This window comes from Amycolatopsis dongchuanensis, assembly GCF_039542405.1.
Classification (GTDB): Bacteria; Actinomycetota; Actinomycetes; order Mycobacteriales; family Pseudonocardiaceae; genus Amycolatopsis_E; species Amycolatopsis_E sacchari.
In genome coordinates, this window is record NZ_BAABIB010000063.1 from 94112 (window position 1) to 111063 (window position 16952).

Annotated in this window: 13 protein-coding genes; 4 read left to right on the forward strand and 9 right to left on the reverse strand. The window is 72.0% G+C overall.

Features of this window, described 5'->3' with window-relative positions:
- Positions 1–4: 4 nt before the first annotated feature.
- The 6 genes from ABFX51_RS15245 to ABFX51_RS15270 form a co-directional block, all read right to left on the reverse strand.
- Complete coding sequence (locus ABFX51_RS15245) at positions 5–2125, reverse strand: amylo-alpha-1,6-glucosidase (RefSeq protein WP_346054077.1); 2121 nt, start codon at positions 2123–2125, stop codon at positions 5–7.
- Positions 2122–3243, reverse strand: a complete 1122-nt coding sequence (locus ABFX51_RS15250; protein ID WP_428832474.1) for a glycosyltransferase family 4 protein — start codon at positions 3241–3243, stop codon at positions 2122–2124. The genes ABFX51_RS15245 and ABFX51_RS15250 overlap by 4 nt, the downstream gene beginning before the upstream one ends.
- Positions 3244–3580: 337 nt before the next feature.
- Complete coding sequence (locus ABFX51_RS15255) at positions 3581–5302, reverse strand: aminotransferase class V-fold PLP-dependent enzyme (RefSeq protein ID WP_091505290.1); 1722 nt, start codon at positions 5300–5302, stop codon at positions 3581–3583.
- On the reverse strand, positions 5302–6066 hold the full coding sequence (locus ABFX51_RS15260) for an amino acid ABC transporter ATP-binding protein (protein ID WP_091505289.1): 765 nt from the start codon (positions 6064–6066) through the stop codon (positions 5302–5304). Before ABFX51_RS15260 ends, ABFX51_RS15255 begins: the two co-directional genes overlap by 1 nt.
- A gap of 1 nt (position 6067) precedes the next feature.
- Entirely contained in the window at positions 6068–6988 is a 921-nt protein-coding gene (locus ABFX51_RS15265; protein WP_091505288.1) for an amino acid ABC transporter permease, read from the reverse strand.
- The gene (locus tag ABFX51_RS15270) at positions 6975–7928 is read right to left on the reverse strand and encodes an ABC transporter substrate-binding protein (protein WP_091505287.1); all 954 of its coding nucleotides are present in this window, start codon (positions 7926–7928) and stop codon (positions 6975–6977) included. The genes ABFX51_RS15265 and ABFX51_RS15270 overlap by 14 nt, the downstream gene beginning before the upstream one ends.
- Positions 7929–8375: 447 nt before the next feature.
- On the opposite strand from ABFX51_RS15270, the gene ABFX51_RS15275 reads away from it, so the two are divergent.
- From ABFX51_RS15275 to ABFX51_RS15290, 4 genes are read left to right on the forward strand one after another with little or no spacing between them, the layout of a single operon-like run.
- Positions 8376–9674: an amidohydrolase family protein gene (locus ABFX51_RS15275; RefSeq protein ID WP_177228606.1), complete on the forward strand. Its 1299-nt coding sequence runs from the start codon at positions 8376–8378 to the stop codon at positions 9672–9674.
- A gap of 13 nt (positions 9675–9687) precedes the next feature.
- Positions 9688–11046: an MFS transporter gene (locus ABFX51_RS15280; protein WP_091505285.1), complete on the forward strand. Its 1359-nt coding sequence runs from the start codon at positions 9688–9690 to the stop codon at positions 11044–11046.
- On the forward strand, positions 11027–11974 hold the full coding sequence (locus ABFX51_RS15285) for a fumarylacetoacetate hydrolase family protein (RefSeq protein ID WP_091505284.1): 948 nt from the start codon (positions 11027–11029) through the stop codon (positions 11972–11974). The genes ABFX51_RS15280 and ABFX51_RS15285 overlap by 20 nt, the downstream gene beginning before the upstream one ends.
- Positions 11971–12489: a cupin domain-containing protein gene (locus tag ABFX51_RS15290; RefSeq protein WP_091505283.1), complete on the forward strand. Its 519-nt coding sequence runs from the start codon at positions 11971–11973 to the stop codon at positions 12487–12489. The genes ABFX51_RS15285 and ABFX51_RS15290 overlap by 4 nt, the downstream gene beginning before the upstream one ends.
- Before the next feature lie 12 nt (positions 12490–12501).
- On the opposite strand, the gene ABFX51_RS15295 is transcribed toward ABFX51_RS15290, so the two are convergent.
- From ABFX51_RS15295 to ABFX51_RS15305, 3 genes are all read right to left on the reverse strand, one after another.
- Complete coding sequence (locus ABFX51_RS15295) at positions 12502–13374, reverse strand: LysR family transcriptional regulator (RefSeq protein WP_346054079.1); 873 nt, start codon at positions 13372–13374, stop codon at positions 12502–12504.
- Positions 13375–13661: 287 nt separating this feature from the next.
- Complete coding sequence (locus ABFX51_RS15300) at positions 13662–15665, reverse strand: S9 family peptidase (protein WP_346054080.1); 2004 nt, start codon at positions 15663–15665, stop codon at positions 13662–13664.
- Positions 15666–15997: 332 nt separating this feature from the next.
- The gene (locus ABFX51_RS15305) at positions 15998–16921 is read right to left on the reverse strand and encodes a LysR family transcriptional regulator (protein ID WP_346054081.1); all 924 of its coding nucleotides are present in this window, start codon (positions 16919–16921) and stop codon (positions 15998–16000) included.
- Positions 16922–16952: the final 31 nt, after the last annotated feature.

The window sequence follows — 16952 nt, forward strand, 5'->3', positions numbered from 1 at the left end:
CGCCTCAGTCCGCGCCGTCCAGCTGCCACCCGTCGGGCAGGCCCGTCACCTTCGCCGTTTCACGGTCGGCCTCCACGTGCACGGTCACGCCGCCCAGGCGCAGGTCGGTGAGGCTCAGGCGACCCCATTGCGCGGGCAGGTGCGGCCGCACCGTCAGCTTCCGTTGGGGCACATGCGGTTCCAGGCCCAGGAACGAGCGCACGAGCAACAGCGGGGCCGCGCTGGCCCACGCCTGCGGCGAGCACGACGTCGGGTACGGGATGGGCGGGCTGAACTCCGTCCGGGAGAAGCCGCAGAACAGTTCCGGCAACCGCCCGCCGAACGACGCCGCCGCGTCGAGCAGCCCGGTCGCGAGGCGCTGGGCGAGGTCGACCGCGCCCGGCAGGTGCGCGTAGCGGAGCAGCCCGGCGACGGCGATCGCGGTGTCGTGCGGCCACACGGACCCGTTGTGGTAGCTCATCGGGTTGTAGGCACCCATCGCCGACGACAGCGTGCGCAACCCGAACCCACTGTCCATTTCGGACCCGGAAAGCCGCTCGACCAGCACCGCCGCTTGCTCGTCGGTCGCGATGCCGGACCACAGGCAGTGCGCGCTGTTGCTGGTCAGCGAGTCCACCGGCTGCTTGCGCCCGTCGAGCGCGACGGCGTACCAGCCCTTGTCGGGCAACCAGAACATCTCCGCGAACCGCGCCCGCAGGGTCTCGGCCCGCTCGCGGCACCGCCCGGCCGTCGCCGGGTCGTTGAACGCCTCCGCGAGTTCCGCGCGCGCGAGCCACGCCGCGTAGGCGTAGCCCTGCACCTCGCACAGCGCGATCGGCGTCGTCGCCAGACGGCCGGCCGCGTCGTTGATCCCGTCGAAGCTGTCCTTCCAGCCCTGGTTGAGCAGGCCGCGGTCGGTGGCGCGCCGGTACTCCACGAACCCGTCGCCGTCGCGGTCGCCGTACCGTTCCAGCCACGTCAGGGCCGCGTCCGCCGCGGGCAGCAGCGCGCGCACGCCGGTTTCGTCAGCGCCCCAGCGCCAGCACTCCGCGAGCAGCATCACGAACAACGGCGTCGCGTCGACGGTGCCGTAGTAATGACTGCCGCCGAGCACCTGGTCGCTGTCCGGGCCCAGCCGCAGCTCGTGCAGGATCCGCCCCGGCTCCTCCTCGGTGAGCGGGTCGACGCGACGGCCCTGCAGCTCCGCGAGCGTCTCCAGGGTGCCCAGCGCGAGGCCGACGTCGAGCGGCAGCGCCATCCACGCGGTCAGCAGGCTGTCACGGCCGAACAACGTCATGAACCACGGCGCGCCCGCCGCGACGAACGGGCGGCCGTCCTGCGCGCTGTCGTGGATCTGCAGCGCGCCGAGGTCGCTTTCGGTGCGGTGCAGCACTTGGGTGAGCACCGGGTGCTCGGCGGTGACAGCGGTGCTCACGTCCCGCCAGGCGCGGATCTTGCGCGCGGGCCCGCTGCTCTCCACCTCCTCGCCGCGGTCGAACTGCGGCCGGACGCGGCGGTTGCCGACGGTCGGCTGCACGACGATCTCGGTGGACCACTCGCCGCGCGCGGGCACGATGACGCGCCAGTTCAGCACCCCGGGGGCGGCGAGCGGATCGGCGGTCGCGCTCACCGACAGCCCCCGCGAGCCGTCGTCGCGGTCCCGCAGCAGCAGTTCCGAACCGGCGACCGTGGCGTCCGCGCCGCCGTGCGCCGGGCGGCCCTCCTTGACCGCGAACAGGTCGGAGAAGTCCGCGTCGACGTGCAGGGTCAGCGTCGCCACGGTGTTCTCGCGGCCCAGGTTCCGCAGCGTGATCGTCTCGCGCAGGCCATCGCCGACGAGCCGCTCGCGCACCAGCAGCAGGGTGCTGTCCGCCTGTCCCGGTTTGGGGTTGCGGCGCAGCACGAACTGCGCCGCGAACGCCTCGGGCGACTGCACCGAAAGCGGGTGCGGCGTCTGCCCGTCCAGGCGCAGCTCCCAGCGCGAGAGCAGCCGGGCGTCGCGGAAGAACAGCCCGTGTGACGTCCCGGGGCGGATGTCCCCGCTGGTGTCGGACAGGCAGAACGTGCTGCCCTCGACCAGGGTGACGGTCCCGCCCGCGGCGATCACCGGCACGGGCTCGCCGGAGTTGAAGGCCTCGGGGGTCATGCCCGGTCTCCGGAGGCCTGCAGGGCGCCGTCGTCCTCCAGCCGGTCGTAGGCGCGGTCGAGCGCCGAGTCGAGCCCGGCGTAGTCGCGGCGGAGCGTGCTGACCTCGATGGCCCGCCGGTAGGCGCGCTCGTAGCCCGCGCCGAGCCCGGCCACGTCGAAGTGCGCGGCGACGTGGGCGCGGCAGGCGGCCGGGTCGAGGTGCCGGACGTCCTCAAGCGCCTGCACCAGCTCGGCGGGGTCGTCGCGGATCAGCCCGGTCACCCCGTCGACGACGACCTCGGGCACGGCACCCGAGCGCAGCGCCACGACCGGGGTGCCGCAGGCCATCGCCTCGATCATCACCATGCCGAACGGCTCCTCCCACTGGATCGGGAACAGCAGGCAGCGCGCGTTCGCCAGCAGCTCGCGCTTGGCGGTGGCGTCGGCGACGCCGAACACGTGGTCGGAGTCCGTGAGCCGCGGCTCGACCTCGCGCTCGAAGTACTCCTTCTCGATCGGCTCGGCGCACTTGCCCGCCAGCACGAGGCGCAACCCGGCGGCGTGTGCGGCCTCCAGCGCCAGGTGCGGGGCCTTGTCCGGGTGGAACCGGCCGAGGAACAGCGCGTAGTCGTCCTTTTCGGACCGGAACGGCCAGTCCGCGAGACGTAGTGCATTGTGGACGGTCGCGGTCCAGTTGAGGCCGGGTGCCAGCTCGCGCTGGCGGTCGCTGATCGCGACGAGGTGCACGTCGTCGCCCAGCTCGCGGTAGTAACGCTCCATGTCGGGGCCGACGGGCCCGTGCACGGTGACGACGGTGGGCACGCCGTACGCGGGGGCGTTGAGCGGCCCGGCGAGCGTGTGGTCGTGCACGACGTCCAGCCCCTCGGTCTCGGCCAGCCGCCGGACGGCCCGGCGCGCGGCGGCCGCGTGCATGACCTCCGGGTAGGGCTCGCCCAGCAGCTCGGGCACCGTGCGGTCCCACACCGGCACGAAGCGGGCGGAGGTCCCGGGCCGCCCGGCCCCGATGAGGGTGACCGAGTGCCCGCGGGCGACGAGGGCGTCGGCGAGGTCGGCCACCACCGCCTCGACCCCGCCGTACGCCCGGGGCGGAACGTCGAAGTAGGGCGGGACGACCATGGCCACGCGCAGCGGGCCGGTGCCGTCAGCCGCCGGGCGCACGGCGGTGTGCGGAACAGATCGGGCTTTCCACGCAGGGCGGTGCGTGCTGCTCAAGCTGCCTCCTCGAACCCTCTTCAGTTAGCACTCTCCTCTTAAGAGTGCTAACTCAGGACCGACAGGGACGGCAAGCGCCTGATGGGGGAGATCTGCGTCACAGCGCGCCGGGCAGCGAGGGTGGTGGGGCACGGGATGCGCGGGCCGGACACCTCCAGCACCAGGTCCGCACCCACGTGCCAGAAGTCCGGCTGCCTCCGCGCCAGGAGCCGCGCGGAGGCCCGGCCACCGGTTTGCGCCCTCACCCCCGGATTTCGTTCAGGTAGTTGTAGATCGTGTAGCGGGTGACCTTCAGTTCGGCCGCGAGGAAGTCCACCGCGTCCTTGATCAGGAAGAACCCGGCTTCGTCGAGTTCGCGGACCACCGCCGCCTTGTGCCGCTTCTTCATCAGCTCCACCGGGATGCCCGTGCTGCCCACCGCCCGGTCCACCAGGAACCGTTGCAGGCTGTCCACGTCGGGCGGGAACGTCTCCTGCCGCGTGGTGCTCCCGGCGGCCGTCGCGGGCAGTTCGCTGTTCACGCACAGGCAGCCGATCGCGACGCCCTCCGCGTCCCGCAGGAAGATCGTCGACGACCGGATCGGCCTGCCGTCGGGACCGTGCGTCTCGTAGTTGGTCAGGTCCTGCGTCGTGCCGCGGCGGACCAGGCCCAGCAGCAGATCCGTCATCGGACCGCCCGGCGTGCGGCCCGTCAGCGTGCCCGCCACCGCGACGATCGAGTTCGGCAGCTTGCTCAGGTCGTGCAGCACGACCTCGTTGCCCGGCCCCAGCATCGCCGCCAGCCCCGGCACCGCGGGCACCAGCGCGGTCAGCACCGACTCCGCCTCCGCCGTGGTTTCCACCGCGACGGTCGTGCTCGTCCGCGGCCGGCCCGCCAGCGCCGAGCGCAGCAGTTCGGCCGCGGCGGGCGGGGTCGACGCGTGCGGCGACAACCGGACGTGCTCGACGCGGACCGTCGCCGCGATGCCCTCCGCCGCCAGCACCGCGCCCACCTGCTCGGCGGGCCGCTCCGGCAGGGCGAACGCGAGGATCCCCGCCCGGCGGCCGGTGGCGGACACGATGTCCGCGCCCAGCGACCGCAGCGTCTCCTCCAGTTCCCCGACGCGCTCGGCGATCCGCCCTTCGATCGCCGCGACCCCGGTCTCCTCGACCAGTTCCAGCGCGGCCGCGAAGGCACCCGACGTTACCGGGCTCAGGTTGCTGATCGACCAGTTCGCCGCCGTGTCCGCGGGCGGGTGCACCTCGTTGTCGAACAGCCCGGCGTCGTGCGCCCCCGTCCAGCCGGACAGCGTCGGCTGGAGCCGGTCGAGCGCGCGGTCCGACAACACGGCGAACCCCGTTCCCCAGCCCGCGCGCAGCCACTTCTGGCCACCCACCACGAGCACGTCGGCGGCCTCCCACGGCGCGTCGATCACGCCGAAGCCCTGGATGCCGTCCACGACGAGCAGCCGGTCGCCGACCACCTCGCGCAGCGCGGCCAGGTCCGCGCGGTAACCCGTGCGGAAGTCCACCGCGCTCACGGAGACGAGCGTGGTTTCGCCGGTCAGCTCGGCGGCGACCGCGTCCGGCGTGACGTAGCTGTCCGGCGGCGTCATCCGCCGCACGCGCAGGCGTCCGGCCTGCTCGGCCCGCACCCACGGGTAGGTGTTGGCGGGGAACTCCGCCGCCGACACCAGCACCTCGCCGGACGCGGCGAACGCCGCCTGGAACAGGCCCTGGCTGGTGTTGGGCACGAGCACGACGTGGTCGGTGTCGGTGCCGCACAACCGCGCCACGGCGGCCTTCGCGCGCACCTCCTGGCGCATCAGCTCGTCCACAGTGGACGGACCGGCCTTCGCGGCCTGTTCGGTCAGGCGGGCGGTGGTGTCCAGCACGGCGTGCGACGGCGGGCCGAACCGGGCGAAGTCCAGGTAGCCGGCGGGCTCGTCGAACTGCAGCAGGTACCGCGGTGAGATCCGGCCCATCAGAGGATGCGCGCCAGGAACTGGCGGGTCCGCTCGTGCTTCGGGTCGACCAGCACCTCGCCGGGCGGCCCCGTTTCCACGACGGCCCCGTCGGCCATGAACACGACCTCGTCGGCCACCTCGCGGGCGAAGCCCATCTCGTGCGTCACGACCACCATTGTCATCCCCTCCGCCGCCAGCGCGGTCATCACCTCCAGCACCTCGCCGACCAGCTCGGGGTCCAGCGCCGAGGTCGGCTCGTCGAACAGCATCAGCTTCGGTTTCATCGCCAGCGAGCGCGCGATCGCCACCCGCTGCTGCTGGCCACCCGACAACTGCTCCGGGTAGGCGTCGGCGCGGTGCGCGAGGCCGACCCGGTCCAGCAGCTCCAGCGCGGTCTTCCTGGCCTCGGCCTGGCTCACGCCCCGCACCCGCACCGGGCCCTCGATGACGTTTTCGAGCACGCTGCGGTGCGCGAACAGGTTGAACCGCTGGAACACCATGCCGATGTCCCGGCGCTGCCGGGCCACCTCGCGTTCCCGCAGCTCGTGCAGTTTCCCCTTGTGCAGGCGGAACCCGATGGGCTCGCCGTCGACCCACACCTGGCCGCCGTCGATCGTCTCCAGGTGGTTGATGCAGCGCAGGAACGTGCTCTTGCCCGCTCCGGACGGGCCGAGCAGGCACACGACCTGTCCTTTGCGGACGGACAGGTCGATGCCGCGGAGCACCTCGGTGCCGCCGAAGTGCTTGCGCACGCCCACGGCGCGCAGCAGTGGCTCGCTCATGTCAGGCCCTCCGCAACGGCATCGCCCGCAGCGCGCGGCCCACGCGCGACCACGGCCCGGACGCGGCACCCGCCCGGTCGGCGGCGCCGAAGGCGCGTTCGAGGTAGTGCTGACCGATGCTCGCCACGGTGACGACGACCATGTACCAGATCGCCGCGGCCAGCAGCGTCTCCATCACGAGCAGGTTGTTCGAGGAGATGTTGTTGGCCGCGTGGATCAGTTCCGTCACGCCGATCACCGACGCCATCGACGTGCCCTTGAGCATGTTGATGAAGTCGTTGCCGGTGGGCGGGATGATCACGCGCATCGCCTGCGGCAGCACCACGCGGCGCAGCGTCATCGCGGGCGACATGCCGATCGACTTCGCTGCCTCCGTCTGTCCTTTGTCGACGCTGTTCAGCCCGGCCCGCACGATCTCGGCCATGTAAGCGCTTTCGTTGAGCGCCAGGCCGAGCAGGGCGGCGACGAACGCGCTGATCACGACGTTGGTCGGCTCGTGCACGAGGTAGCCGCCGAAGGGCAGCGGGATCGAGATGAACTCGAACACCAGCGCCAGGTTGAACCACAGCAGGATCTGCAGCAGCACCGGCAGCCCGCGGAACAGCCACACGTAGACGGCGGCGACGACGCGCGCGACCGGGTTGGCCGAGCGGCGCATCAGCGCGACCACGATGCCGATGACGATCGCGACGGCCTGCGAGATCACCGCGAGCAGCACGGTGTTGAGCAGGCCGACCGCCATCACGCGGTACCACAGGAAGTCCGGGACGGTGTCGTACTGGATCTTCGCCTGCGCCAGCAGGACGCCGAGGCCGGCCAGCAGCGCCAGGATGACCACGGCGCTGACCCAGCGGCCCCAGTGCCGCAGCCGGACGATCGGCAGCTCGGCCTTGGGCGGGGACTGGACGTCAGCTGCCGGCATTGACCGTCACCTTCGTCAGCGCGCCCTGCTTGATGCCCCAGGCGTCGAGGATCTTCGTGTACGTGCCGTCCTGGAGCAGCGCGGTCAGGGCGTTCGCGACGGCGTCGCGCAGCTGCGGGTTGTTCTTGTTGACGCCGATGCCGTAGGGGCCGCCGTTGATCGGCTCACCGGGGACGACCTCGAAGAACTGGCCGTTGCCCGCGTTCTTCGAGACGTAGGCGGCGGTGGGCAGGTCGTTGAGGATCGCGTTGACGCGGCCGGTGCGCAGCTGATTCTGGTTCTGCGAGTCGCTGTCGGTGGCCGTCACCGTCACCGCCGGCTTGCCCGCCTGCGTGCACTTCGTGCTCTGCTCGGCGGCGAAGGTCTGGTGGCTGGTGCCCTGCACGACGGCCACCGTCTTGCCGCACAGCGAGTCCGCGCCGGTGATGCCGTCCGGGTTGCCCTTGCGCACCATGATCGTGATGCCGGAGGTGAAGTAGTCGACGAAGTCGATCTGCTGCTCGCGGGCCTTGGTGTCGTTCATCCCGGCCATCGTCAGGTCGAGGCGGCCGGAGGCGAGGCTGGTGATCAGCGAGCCGAACGGCATGTCGCTGTAGTGCACGGTCAGGCCCAGCTTGGCGGCGATGGCCTTGGCGATGTCCACCTCGAAGCCGACCGGCGTCTTGCCGTCGGAGGCGTAGAAGTTGTTCGGCGCGGACTGCAGGTTGGACCCGACGTTGAGCGAGCCCGCCTGCGTGAGCTGCGGCGGGAGGGCCGCCGCGAGCTGGGCGTCCTTGGTGACCGACTGGACGATCGCGGCGGTGTCCGGGACCCCGCTGGAGGTGCCGCTGTCCGTGCTGCCGCCGCCGGCGCCGTCGGGACCACCGCCGCAGGCGGCCGTGGTCAGCAGGCAACCGGCGATGAGTGCGCCCCAGCGCACGAGACGAGACCTGGCCGACATCGCTTACTCCTCGCTGAAAAGGGGGGCACCGGTGCACGGCGCCACACGGTTGAGGGAGGACGTTACAACGCGCTGTTGAAGAGGTCAACGAGGAGTTGAAGTTTCGCTGCCCGGCTGCCGCGCCCCAGGGGTGCCTCCACCCCGGTGGCCACGGGGTCCGAAAACGCTCGAATTCCCGCACGGTATTCCTGTGAGGAATTGCGGTATTTCCGAAACGGCATTGGGATCGTCCGCATTCCGGCTGTTAACCTGAGATCGCCGCCCCGGTGGGCGGTAACCGGGCACCGGAGCCCGGATCTGCCGAATCGAGGTTCCATGAGCACTGACGCGAATACCGCGTCCGATTTCGCTGCGCGCGGCCGTTTCCACGCACTTCTCGATGAACACGCCCGAAACCGCCCGGACCGTTCCCAGCGGATCCTCCTCCGCGGGGGATCCGTGTTGTCGATGGACAGCGCGGTGGGCGACTTCGCCACGGGTGACGTCCTGATCGCCGGTGACCGGATCGCGGAGGTCGGCGCCTCGATCTCCGCGCCGGACGCCGTGGTCGTCGACGCGAGCGGCCACATCGTCCTGCCGGGCTTCTGCGATCCGCACATCCACTGCTGGGAAGGGGCGCTCGGCCGGATCATCCCGGAGAACATCCCGCAGTCCACTGAGGACGCCATTGGCGGGGCACCCGAATCCGGCCGCAGCTACATGTACGCGGCCCATCGCCTGTTCGCGCCCGCCTTCCGGCCGGAGGACGTCCACGCGGGCACCCTGAGCAGCCTGCTGGCCGCGCTCAACGGCGGCATCACCACCGTCGTGGACAACATGCACAACGCCCGCTCGCCCGAGCACTCGGACGCGGCGGTCGAGGCGCTGTTCGAGTCGGGGGTGCGGGGTGTGCACGCGATGGGCCGCCCGCGCGCCGGAGACTGGGCGGGGACCTTCCCGGCGGACGCCCGGCGCCTGCGGGACAAGTATTTTCCCGGCGACGACCAGTTGTGCACGATGCGTCTGTACGCGCCGGGATTCGACGACCTCACCGAACTCCTCCCCGTTCGCGAGGAGCTCGATTTGTGGTTTTCCTTCGACAGCGGAATCGAAAAGCAGGACCTCGCCGCGCTGTACGGAAACGGGTCGTTCGACGGGCGGGAAGCGATCAACCACGGCAACTTCCTGTCGCCGGAACAACGGCGGATCGTCGTGGACCACGGCGCCCACGTCAACGTCTGCCCCCGGATCGAATCGCAGTTCCGCTACGGCCGGATCCCCTACCGCGAGTGGGTCGAGCAGGGGCTGCGGCCCGGCCTGAGCAACGACAACCCGATGACCTACGCGATCGACATGTTCGCCGAGATGCGGGCGCTCCACCAGCTGCAGCGGGTCGACCAGCACCGCTCCGGAACACCGGCGGCGTCGCTGCGGGAGATCCTGCTCTCCGCGACGCAGCAGGGCGCGAACAACTGCGGTGTCGGCGACCTGGCCGGCTCGCTGACGCCGGGCAAGAAGGCCGACATCATCCTGATCGACACCGTCCGGCCCCACCTGTTCCCCCGGAACAACGTCCTCGCCTCGGTGGTCCAGGGCGCCGGGGTGGACTCCGTGGACGCCGTCCTGGTCGACGGCCGCTTCGTGAAGTGGGAGGGGCGGCTGCTCGGCGTCGACCTGGAGCGGGCCCTGCGCCGCATACAGGAGTCACACGACCACCTGACCGCCGCCGTCGGCTGGCCCTACGCCTCCATCGATTTCGAGGACTAAGGATGGTCTTGCCATGACGCAGGCACCTTCGCCCGAAGCGGTCCGGCGGGCCAGGCGGAACGTCCGCCTCGGCTCGCTGGGCGCGGCACTCGAGTACTACGACTTCGTCGCCTACCTCTACGTCGCCACCCTGATCGGCCGGGCGTTCTTCCCGGCGGACCTGTCGCCGACGATGAGGCTCGTCCAGACCCTCGCCATCTACTCGACCGGGCTGCTGGTCCGGCCGGTGGCCGGCATCCTCATCGCGCGGGTGGCCGACCGGGTGGGCCGGAAACGGCTGTTCATCTTCACCGTCGCGGTGATGTCGGTGTCCACCCTGCTGATCGGCGTCCTGCCCACGTACGACCAGGTGGGCTGGCCTGCCCCGGTGCTGCTCCTGCTGCTGAGGCTCGCCCAGGGCTGTGCGGTCGGCGGCGAGGTCCCGGCCGCCGCGGTCTTCGTCAGCGAACACGCCCCGCCAGGGGGAGTGGCGCGGGCGGGCGCGTTCCAGCAGATGACGGCGTACAGCGGTTTCCTGCTCGGCGCGGGGGCCGGGTTCCTCTCCGGGCTGGTGGTGACGCACCTGGCCCCGGGCACCCCGTCGCTCGGCTGGCGCCTCCCCTTCCTCCTCGGCGGTCTCCTCGGGTTCGTGTCGCTCTACCTGCGCCGCCGGCTCGACGAGACGCCCGAGTTCGTCCGCGAGCGAGCGCAGGGCACGCCACGCCCGGCGGCGCCGATCCGGGCGGTGCTCCGGAACCACCGCCCGGCCGTGTTGTTCGCCGTCCTCGTCGCGATCGCGCTGACGCTGGTGAACGTCACGTACTTCAACTACTGGCCGACCTACCTGCAGAGCGCACTCGGCTACTCAGCGACGGCGGCGCTGGCGGCCAGCCTGCTGACGATCGCGGGCGCGATGGCGGCGATGCCGCTGTGGGGCCGCTTCGCGGACCGGTACGGGTGGCGCCGGATGCTGCTGTGGGCCGGCCTGTCGGCCGCGGCGACCACCGCGGTGCTGCTGGTCGTCCTGCCCGGGCTGCCGGCCGGATCCGCACTGGCGGTGTGGCTCCAGCTGCCCGCGGCGATGACGGCGGCCGGGCTGCCGGCCGCCGTGCCGAGCCTCGTCTCGGCGATCTTCCCGACCGAGGTGCGGCAGACGGGCTACTCGGTGCCCTACAACATCGTCATCGCGCTCCTCGGCGGCTTCCTGAACCTGATCCTGGTGTGGCTGGTGGCGACCGTCGGCACCGGCGCCCCGATGTACGTCGTGCTCGCCGCGTGCGCGCTGACCGTCGCCGCCGCCCTCGTCGTCGGAGGGCTCCGCACCTACCTCGGCCGGGGTGCCCGGCCCGAACGGAAACTGGAGGAGGACAACCTTGAAATGGGTCAGCTATGACGCCGGCGACGGGGTCCGTACAGGGGTGATCGACGGGGAGTCCGTGCGCGGGCTCGCGGCCGGGACCACCCTGGAGGCGCTGCTGGAAAGCGGGAACCTCGCCGAAGCCGGGGAAGACGCCCGCCGCGCGCCCGCGGAGGTCCGCGGCCTGGCGGAGGTCACCCTGCTCGCCCCGTTGCGCCGCCCGCAGTCGGTGCGGGACGGCGTGGGCTTCCTCGAGCACCTCCGCAACTGCTACCGCGTGCTCGGCAGGGACGGCGCGCTGGACCCGGCGTGGTCGCACAGCCCGGCGTTCTACTTCGCCAACCGGGACGCGATCGTCGGCCCGTACGAGGACGTCCCGGTCGCTCCGGGATCGGCGATGTTCGACCTGGAGCTGGAGGTCGGGGCGGTGCTCGGCCGCGGTGGCCGGGACCTGCACCCGGACCGGGCGGAGGAGCACATCGCCGGCTACACGCTCTTCAACGACTGGACCGCCAGGGACCACCAGCTCGTGGACCTGGCGCAGGGCATCGGCCAGGCGAAGGGGAAGGACTGCGCGATCACGCTCGGGCCCGCACTGGTCACGGTCGACGAACTGGAGCCGTACCGCCGGGACGGGAGGCTCGCCATCACGCTGTCGGCGACCGTCAACGGCGAGGAGCTGACCCGCGGCAGCCTCGACCAAATGGACTGGACCTTTGGTGAGCTCCTCGCGTACGCGTCACGCGGGACCGATCTCCTGCCCGGTGCGGTGATCGGGTCCGGCACCGTGCCACGCGGCTGCCTGCTCGAACACGTCGACACCCCGGCACTGGCGGACTTCACCGGCTGGCTGCGGCCGGGTGACGTGGTGAGCCTGTGTGGCGAGGGGCTGGGGGAGACCCGGCAGACCGTGACGGAGGGGACGGGTGTCCTCCCGCTGCGCCCGGCCGGGGTGGTCCGATGACGTTCCGCTTCCGCCGGGTCGTGACCGGCCACTCCGCCGACGGGAAGGCCGTGCTCCGTTCGGACGAGGTGGTCACCTCGGAGCCGCGTCTGCCCGGCTACGAGGCACGGGTGTTCTGGTGCACGGGCCGGTTCCCCGCGAGCAACGACGAAGAGGGCTTCGACGACGGTGCCCCCGGCCCGAAGGGCTCCCGGGTGCTGTTCCGGATGGCGGAGTTCGCGCCGGGGGAACCGCAGCGGCCGAACATGCACCGCACCGAGACGCAGGACGTCGCGGTGGTGCTGTCCGGGCAGCTCGACATGGTCCTCGACAGCGGTGAGGTGGTCGAACGGCTCGAAGCCGGCGACGTGCTGGTCCAGCGGGGCACCTCGCACTCCTGGGTCCCGCGCGGCGAGGAGCCGGTCCGGGTCCTGTTCGTGCTGATGGACGCGCTGCCGGTGCGGATCGGCGACACCGTCCTGCGCGAGGACCTGTCGGTGTTCGGCGGGCAGCTGTCACCCATGCCGCCGGACTGACCGGTCACGTGGTCAGCCTGGGCGGCGGAACTCGGCGAGCCGGCTCCGGACCAGCTCCACGACGGACCGGACGGCGGGCGAGAGCCGCCGTCCCGCCCGGGTCGCGGCGACGAGTTCCCGTTCCAGGACAGGGGAAAACCCCACCGCAGACAGGGCACCGCTTTCGAGGTCCGCGCGGAGGAACGTGTACGGCAGCACCGAGCAGTATTCGCCGCGCAGCACGAGATCCCGCACCAGGTGGAGGGAGTCGATCCCGGATCCGCCCTGCCGCGCGAGGGACGCGAACTCCGGCCTGCCGGCCAGGAGTTCGCGGAATCCGGGTGTCAGCGCGAGCCGTCGCGACCGCACCGCGTCCGGGGTCGCGTGTTCGCCGATGCCGGCGAGCAGCATCTCGTCCGATCCGACGTCCACGAGCGACAACTGCCGGGTCGCGTACGAGGACAGCGTGAAGACGCCGAGGTCGAGCCGGTCTTCCGCCAGCCAGTCCGCGAGGAACATGGGCAGCGCCTCGACGATTTCCAGCTTGGTGTGCGGGAACCCGGCGGCGAACCGCTGTTCCAGGTGCCCGGCCAGCGCGGGCACCAGGGAGGGGGAGAGGCCGAGCCGGACCGTCCCGGCGGGCGCCGCGGCCGCTTCCCGGACAGCGGGGCCGATGTCGTCGACGTAGCCGAGGAGCGTGGCGGCCAGCTCGTCGAGACGGCTGCCCGCGGGAGTCGGCCGGACGCCCTCGGGCAGCCGCACGAGCAGGTCCACCCCGAGCTCGCGTTCGAGTGCCTTGATCTGCTTGCTCAGCGCGGGCTGCCCGATGTGCAGCTTTCGTGCGGCCCGGCTGAAGCTGCCCTCCCGCACGATGACCGTGAAGTACTGGATCTGCCGGAGTTCCATCCCGCCACCTCCGGTTCGCACTCTGGTGCCCCGGCCCACTGTCGCATTCGGACAACGAGGGTGTCCAGAGCGCGGAGTGAGCCGGGCGCAGGGTGCGGCGGAGGCGCTGGGCCGGGTCGCTTGAGGCGCGGGACGGGCTGCGGGCGATCCTCAATGAGCTGGTGGGCCTGGCGCCGCCGCGGTCGCCCCACCCGGCGGGTCGTCTCCGGCGGCATCCCTCGTCTGCCAGGGGCGCTGAGTGGACCACCCTCCATCGAGGGCGGTCCACTCCGCGCCTGGTGCCGGGTTCAGCCGAGGATCTCGGGCCTCACCCACTCCTGGCCGAGGACGTGGTGGGCCAGGAAGGCCAGCACCGTGCTGTACCAGACCTTGACGTGGTTCGGCGTCAGGATCCAGTGGTTCTCGTCCGGGAAGTACAGGAACTTGTGCGGGGTGGAGCCGTCGGGTGCCGTCGAGCGGGACACCAGGTCCCACCACAGGCGCAGCCCCTCGCCGATCGGGACGCGGTAGTCCTTGTCCCCGTGGATGACGAGCATCGGCGTGCTGATGCGGTCCGCGAGCGCGTGGGGCGAGTTCCGAGCCGCCGACTCCGGGCTCATCTCCCGCGCTATGTAGTACGCGCCGTCCGTCGTCGGGCCGAACTGGTCCATCGCCCACACCGAAGCGTGCGTCACGATCGCCTTGAACCGGTCGGTGTGGCCGGCCACCCAGTTCGCCATGTACCCGCCGTACGAACCACCCATCGCGGCCGTGCGGGACTCGTCGATGTCGGCACGCTCGACGGTCGCGTCCGTGATCGTCATCAGGTCCGTGTACGGCGCGCCGCCCCAGTCACCCCAGCCGCGCTGGACGAAGTCGAGGCCGTACCCCACGGAAATCGCCGGGTCGGGCAACAGGACCGCGTAGCCCCGCGCGACCGCGAGCCACGGGTTCCACCGCCACTGCCAGGCGTTCCACGACCCGATCGGACCACCGTGGATCCAGAGCAGCAGCGGCGCGGGCTGCTCCGCCGACGCCCCTTCCGGCAGCGCGAGCCAGGCCCGCAGCGGCGCCCCGTCCGCCGCCGTCGCCGTGACCTCCTCGACGTGCCCCGGCAGCGCCACCTCGGGCACCGGCCCCGGCAGCGGCTCGACGACACCGCCGTCGAGCGCGATCCGGTACGGCGCGGGTGGACTGTCCACAAAGGACCGCAGCGCGTACACCCACTGCCCGTCGGGGGAGATCTGCACGTCGGTGAACGCGCCGCGGTCCGTCAGCCGCGTCACCTCGCCGGACGTCGCGTCCACGCGCCACAGCGGTGCGTTGCCCTGGTCGTCCGCGCCGACGACGAGCGCGCTGCCGTCCGGCAGCCACCGCGCCCCGCCCGGCCAGCGGTCCCACGACGCCGTCAGCGCCCGGGGCTGCCCGCCGTCCACGGGCAGCAACGCCAGCCAGCTGTCGCCGATCTTGGTCGCCTGGGACCGCTCGGTCACGACCACCGCGAGCTGCGAGCCGTCCGGCGAGAACCGGGGCGTGCTGTACTCCAGTTCGGGGTCGTCGGCCAGCACCCGCCGCTCCCCGCTCGCCACATCGATGGCCACGAGCGTTTCCCGCTGCGACCCACCGGGCTCGGCGACCTGCCAGATCGTGGCCACCGTGCGGCCGTCGGGCGAGATGTCCCAGCTGACCTCGAAATCGAGCGCGCGGCCGACGTGCCCCGTGATGTCCCGCAGCTCCTCGCCGGGCTGCCCGGCCAGCAGCCGGGGCCGCGCCGGGCCGAGGTCGTGGTCCCAGTACCGGACCGGGTACTCCTCGTGGAGGATCGCGGAAACCTTGCCCTCCTTGCGTTCCGCGCGCAGCTTCCGGTCCTGCTCGGCGTCCGCCGCCGAGGGCAGCATGGCCGTACCCGCCAGGACCGTGCCCGCCTCACGGGCGACGGCCACGCCCTGCACACCACCGGGCGGCGAGGCGATGCGCTCCGGCTCGCCGCCACCCGCGGGCAGCCGCCACAGCGACGGCGGAGTGTCCTCCTCCTCGGCGTCGGGCAGCGGGCGCGACGACACGAACAGCAGGTCGCCCTCCGGGGTGAACACCGCGCCGGACTCGCCCTCCTTGCTGCGCGTCAGCCGCCGGGCGGGGCGCTCGCCGGCGGGATCGACCTCCCACAGTGCGGAGACGTACCTGGTCTTCTTGGCGTCGAGCGTGGACACGCCCACCACCAGGCGCCGCCCGTCGGGCGAGAGGGCGAGCCCGGCGGCGCGGGGGAGCGCGACGTAGCCATCGAGGTCGGCGAAGGGGTCGTCGGAAGTCACCCAGCCTTCCTACCACCTACCCCCGACACTCCGTGACCTGTTTTCGGTGGATAACTGTGTCGGAAAGCCTGCTTGGCGGTGCGGGTGGCGGAACCTGAGGCCCGCCCGCCGGCCCGACCACCACCCCCGGCGGAGGCGCTGCGCGCCGCGGTGTTCTCGGCTCCGGGATCGCCTCCTCATGACCCCCCGCCCGCCAGCCCGACCACCACCCCTCACGGACGCTCCGCGGCTGTGCCTCCCACCACGGAGGCGCTGTCCTCGCGAGGAAGCCCCTCAGAACCCGCGGCGGTGCCAGTTGCTTTGGTGGGAAAAACCGCCTTTTTCGCCGGAAGCTAAGGCAACGGGGCCGCTGCCCCGAGGCCCCGCTCCGCGGCGGCGGCGCGGACCGCTTCGATCACCAGCTGCAGTGAGGGCCGGTTCGCGCTGGACGTGCGGTGGGCGATCGACACCGTGCGCATCACCGGTTCGGTCAGCGCGACGATGTCCACCCCCGCCGGGCGCAGCGACAACCCCAGGTCCGACACCAGCGTCACGCCCAGCCCCGCGCCCACCATCGCCAGCGCCGTCGCCTGCTCGCCGACCTCGTGCTCGATGCGGGGCTCGAACCCGTGCCGCTGGCACGCGAGCCGCACCGCCCGGCCGAAGTGCGAGCGCGGGCCGGCCAGTACCCACGGGTGCTCGGCCAGCTCGATCATCCGCACGCTGCCCGCGGGCACCCAGCCCTCCGGCACCGCCGCGTGCATCCGCTCGACCGCGATCACGACCTTCGTCAGCGCCGGGTCCCACGGCATCGGGTAGTCGCAGTACTCGATGACGAACGAGAAGTCCAGGCTCCCGTCCCGCACCGCGGCCGCCGTGTCCTCGGGTGCCAGTTCCCTCGTCCGCACTTCGATCCCGGGGTGCTCCGCGGCCAGCGCGGACAGCGCGTACGGCAGGAGCCCCGACGCGACCGACGCCCACACACCCGCCGTCAGCCGCGCTGTGACACCCTCCTGCGCTTCCCTGAGCGCCATCGTCGCCCGTTCGACGGACTTCAGGATCTCCTCGGCGTGGTCGGTGAGCAGCATCCCCAGCTCCGTCAGCTGCACGCGCCTGCCGAGCCGTTCGATGAGCTTGGCGCCCACGTCCCGCTCCAGCTGGGCGAGCTGCTGCGAGACGGCCGAAGCCGTGTAGTGCAGGGCGGCCGCGGCCGCGGTGACCGTGCCGCGGCGGCGCAGCTCCCGGAGCAACCGTAACCGGTGCAGCGAAAGCTCCATGCGTCCCAGCGTAAAAGCCACTGTGCCCTTG

Bases quoted from the DNA above. Each gene is read 5' to 3' on its own strand.
- ABFX51_RS15245 (WP_346054077.1), bottom strand. From the start codon at position 2,125: ATGACCCCCGAGGCCTTCAACTCCGGCGAGCCCGTGCCGGTGATCGCC.
- ABFX51_RS15250 (WP_428832474.1), bottom strand. From the start codon at position 3,243: ATGGTCGTCCCGCCCTACTTCGACGTTCCGCCCCGGGCGTACGGCGGG.
- ABFX51_RS15255 (WP_091505290.1), bottom strand. From the start codon at position 5,302: ATGGGCCGGATCTCACCGCGGTACCTGCTGCAGTTCGACGAGCCCGCC.
- ABFX51_RS15260 (WP_091505289.1), bottom strand. From the start codon at position 6,066: ATGAGCGAGCCACTGCTGCGCGCCGTGGGCGTGCGCAAGCACTTCGGC.
- ABFX51_RS15265 (WP_091505288.1), bottom strand. From the start codon at position 6,988: ATGCCGGCAGCTGACGTCCAGTCCCCGCCCAAGGCCGAGCTGCCGATC.
- ABFX51_RS15270 (WP_091505287.1), bottom strand. From the start codon at position 7,928: ATGTCGGCCAGGTCTCGTCTCGTGCGCTGGGGCGCACTCATCGCCGGT.
- ABFX51_RS15275 (WP_177228606.1), top strand. From the start codon at position 8,376: ATGGACAGCGCGGTGGGCGACTTCGCCACGGGTGACGTCCTGATCGCC.
- ABFX51_RS15280 (WP_091505285.1), top strand. From the start codon at position 9,688: ATGACGCAGGCACCTTCGCCCGAAGCGGTCCGGCGGGCCAGGCGGAAC.
- ABFX51_RS15290 (WP_091505283.1), top strand. From the start codon at position 11,971: ATGACGTTCCGCTTCCGCCGGGTCGTGACCGGCCACTCCGCCGACGGG.
- ABFX51_RS15295 (WP_346054079.1), bottom strand. From the start codon at position 13,374: ATGGAACTCCGGCAGATCCAGTACTTCACGGTCATCGTGCGGGAGGGC.
- ABFX51_RS15305 (WP_346054081.1), bottom strand. From the start codon at position 16,921: ATGGAGCTTTCGCTGCACCGGTTACGGTTGCTCCGGGAGCTGCGCCGC.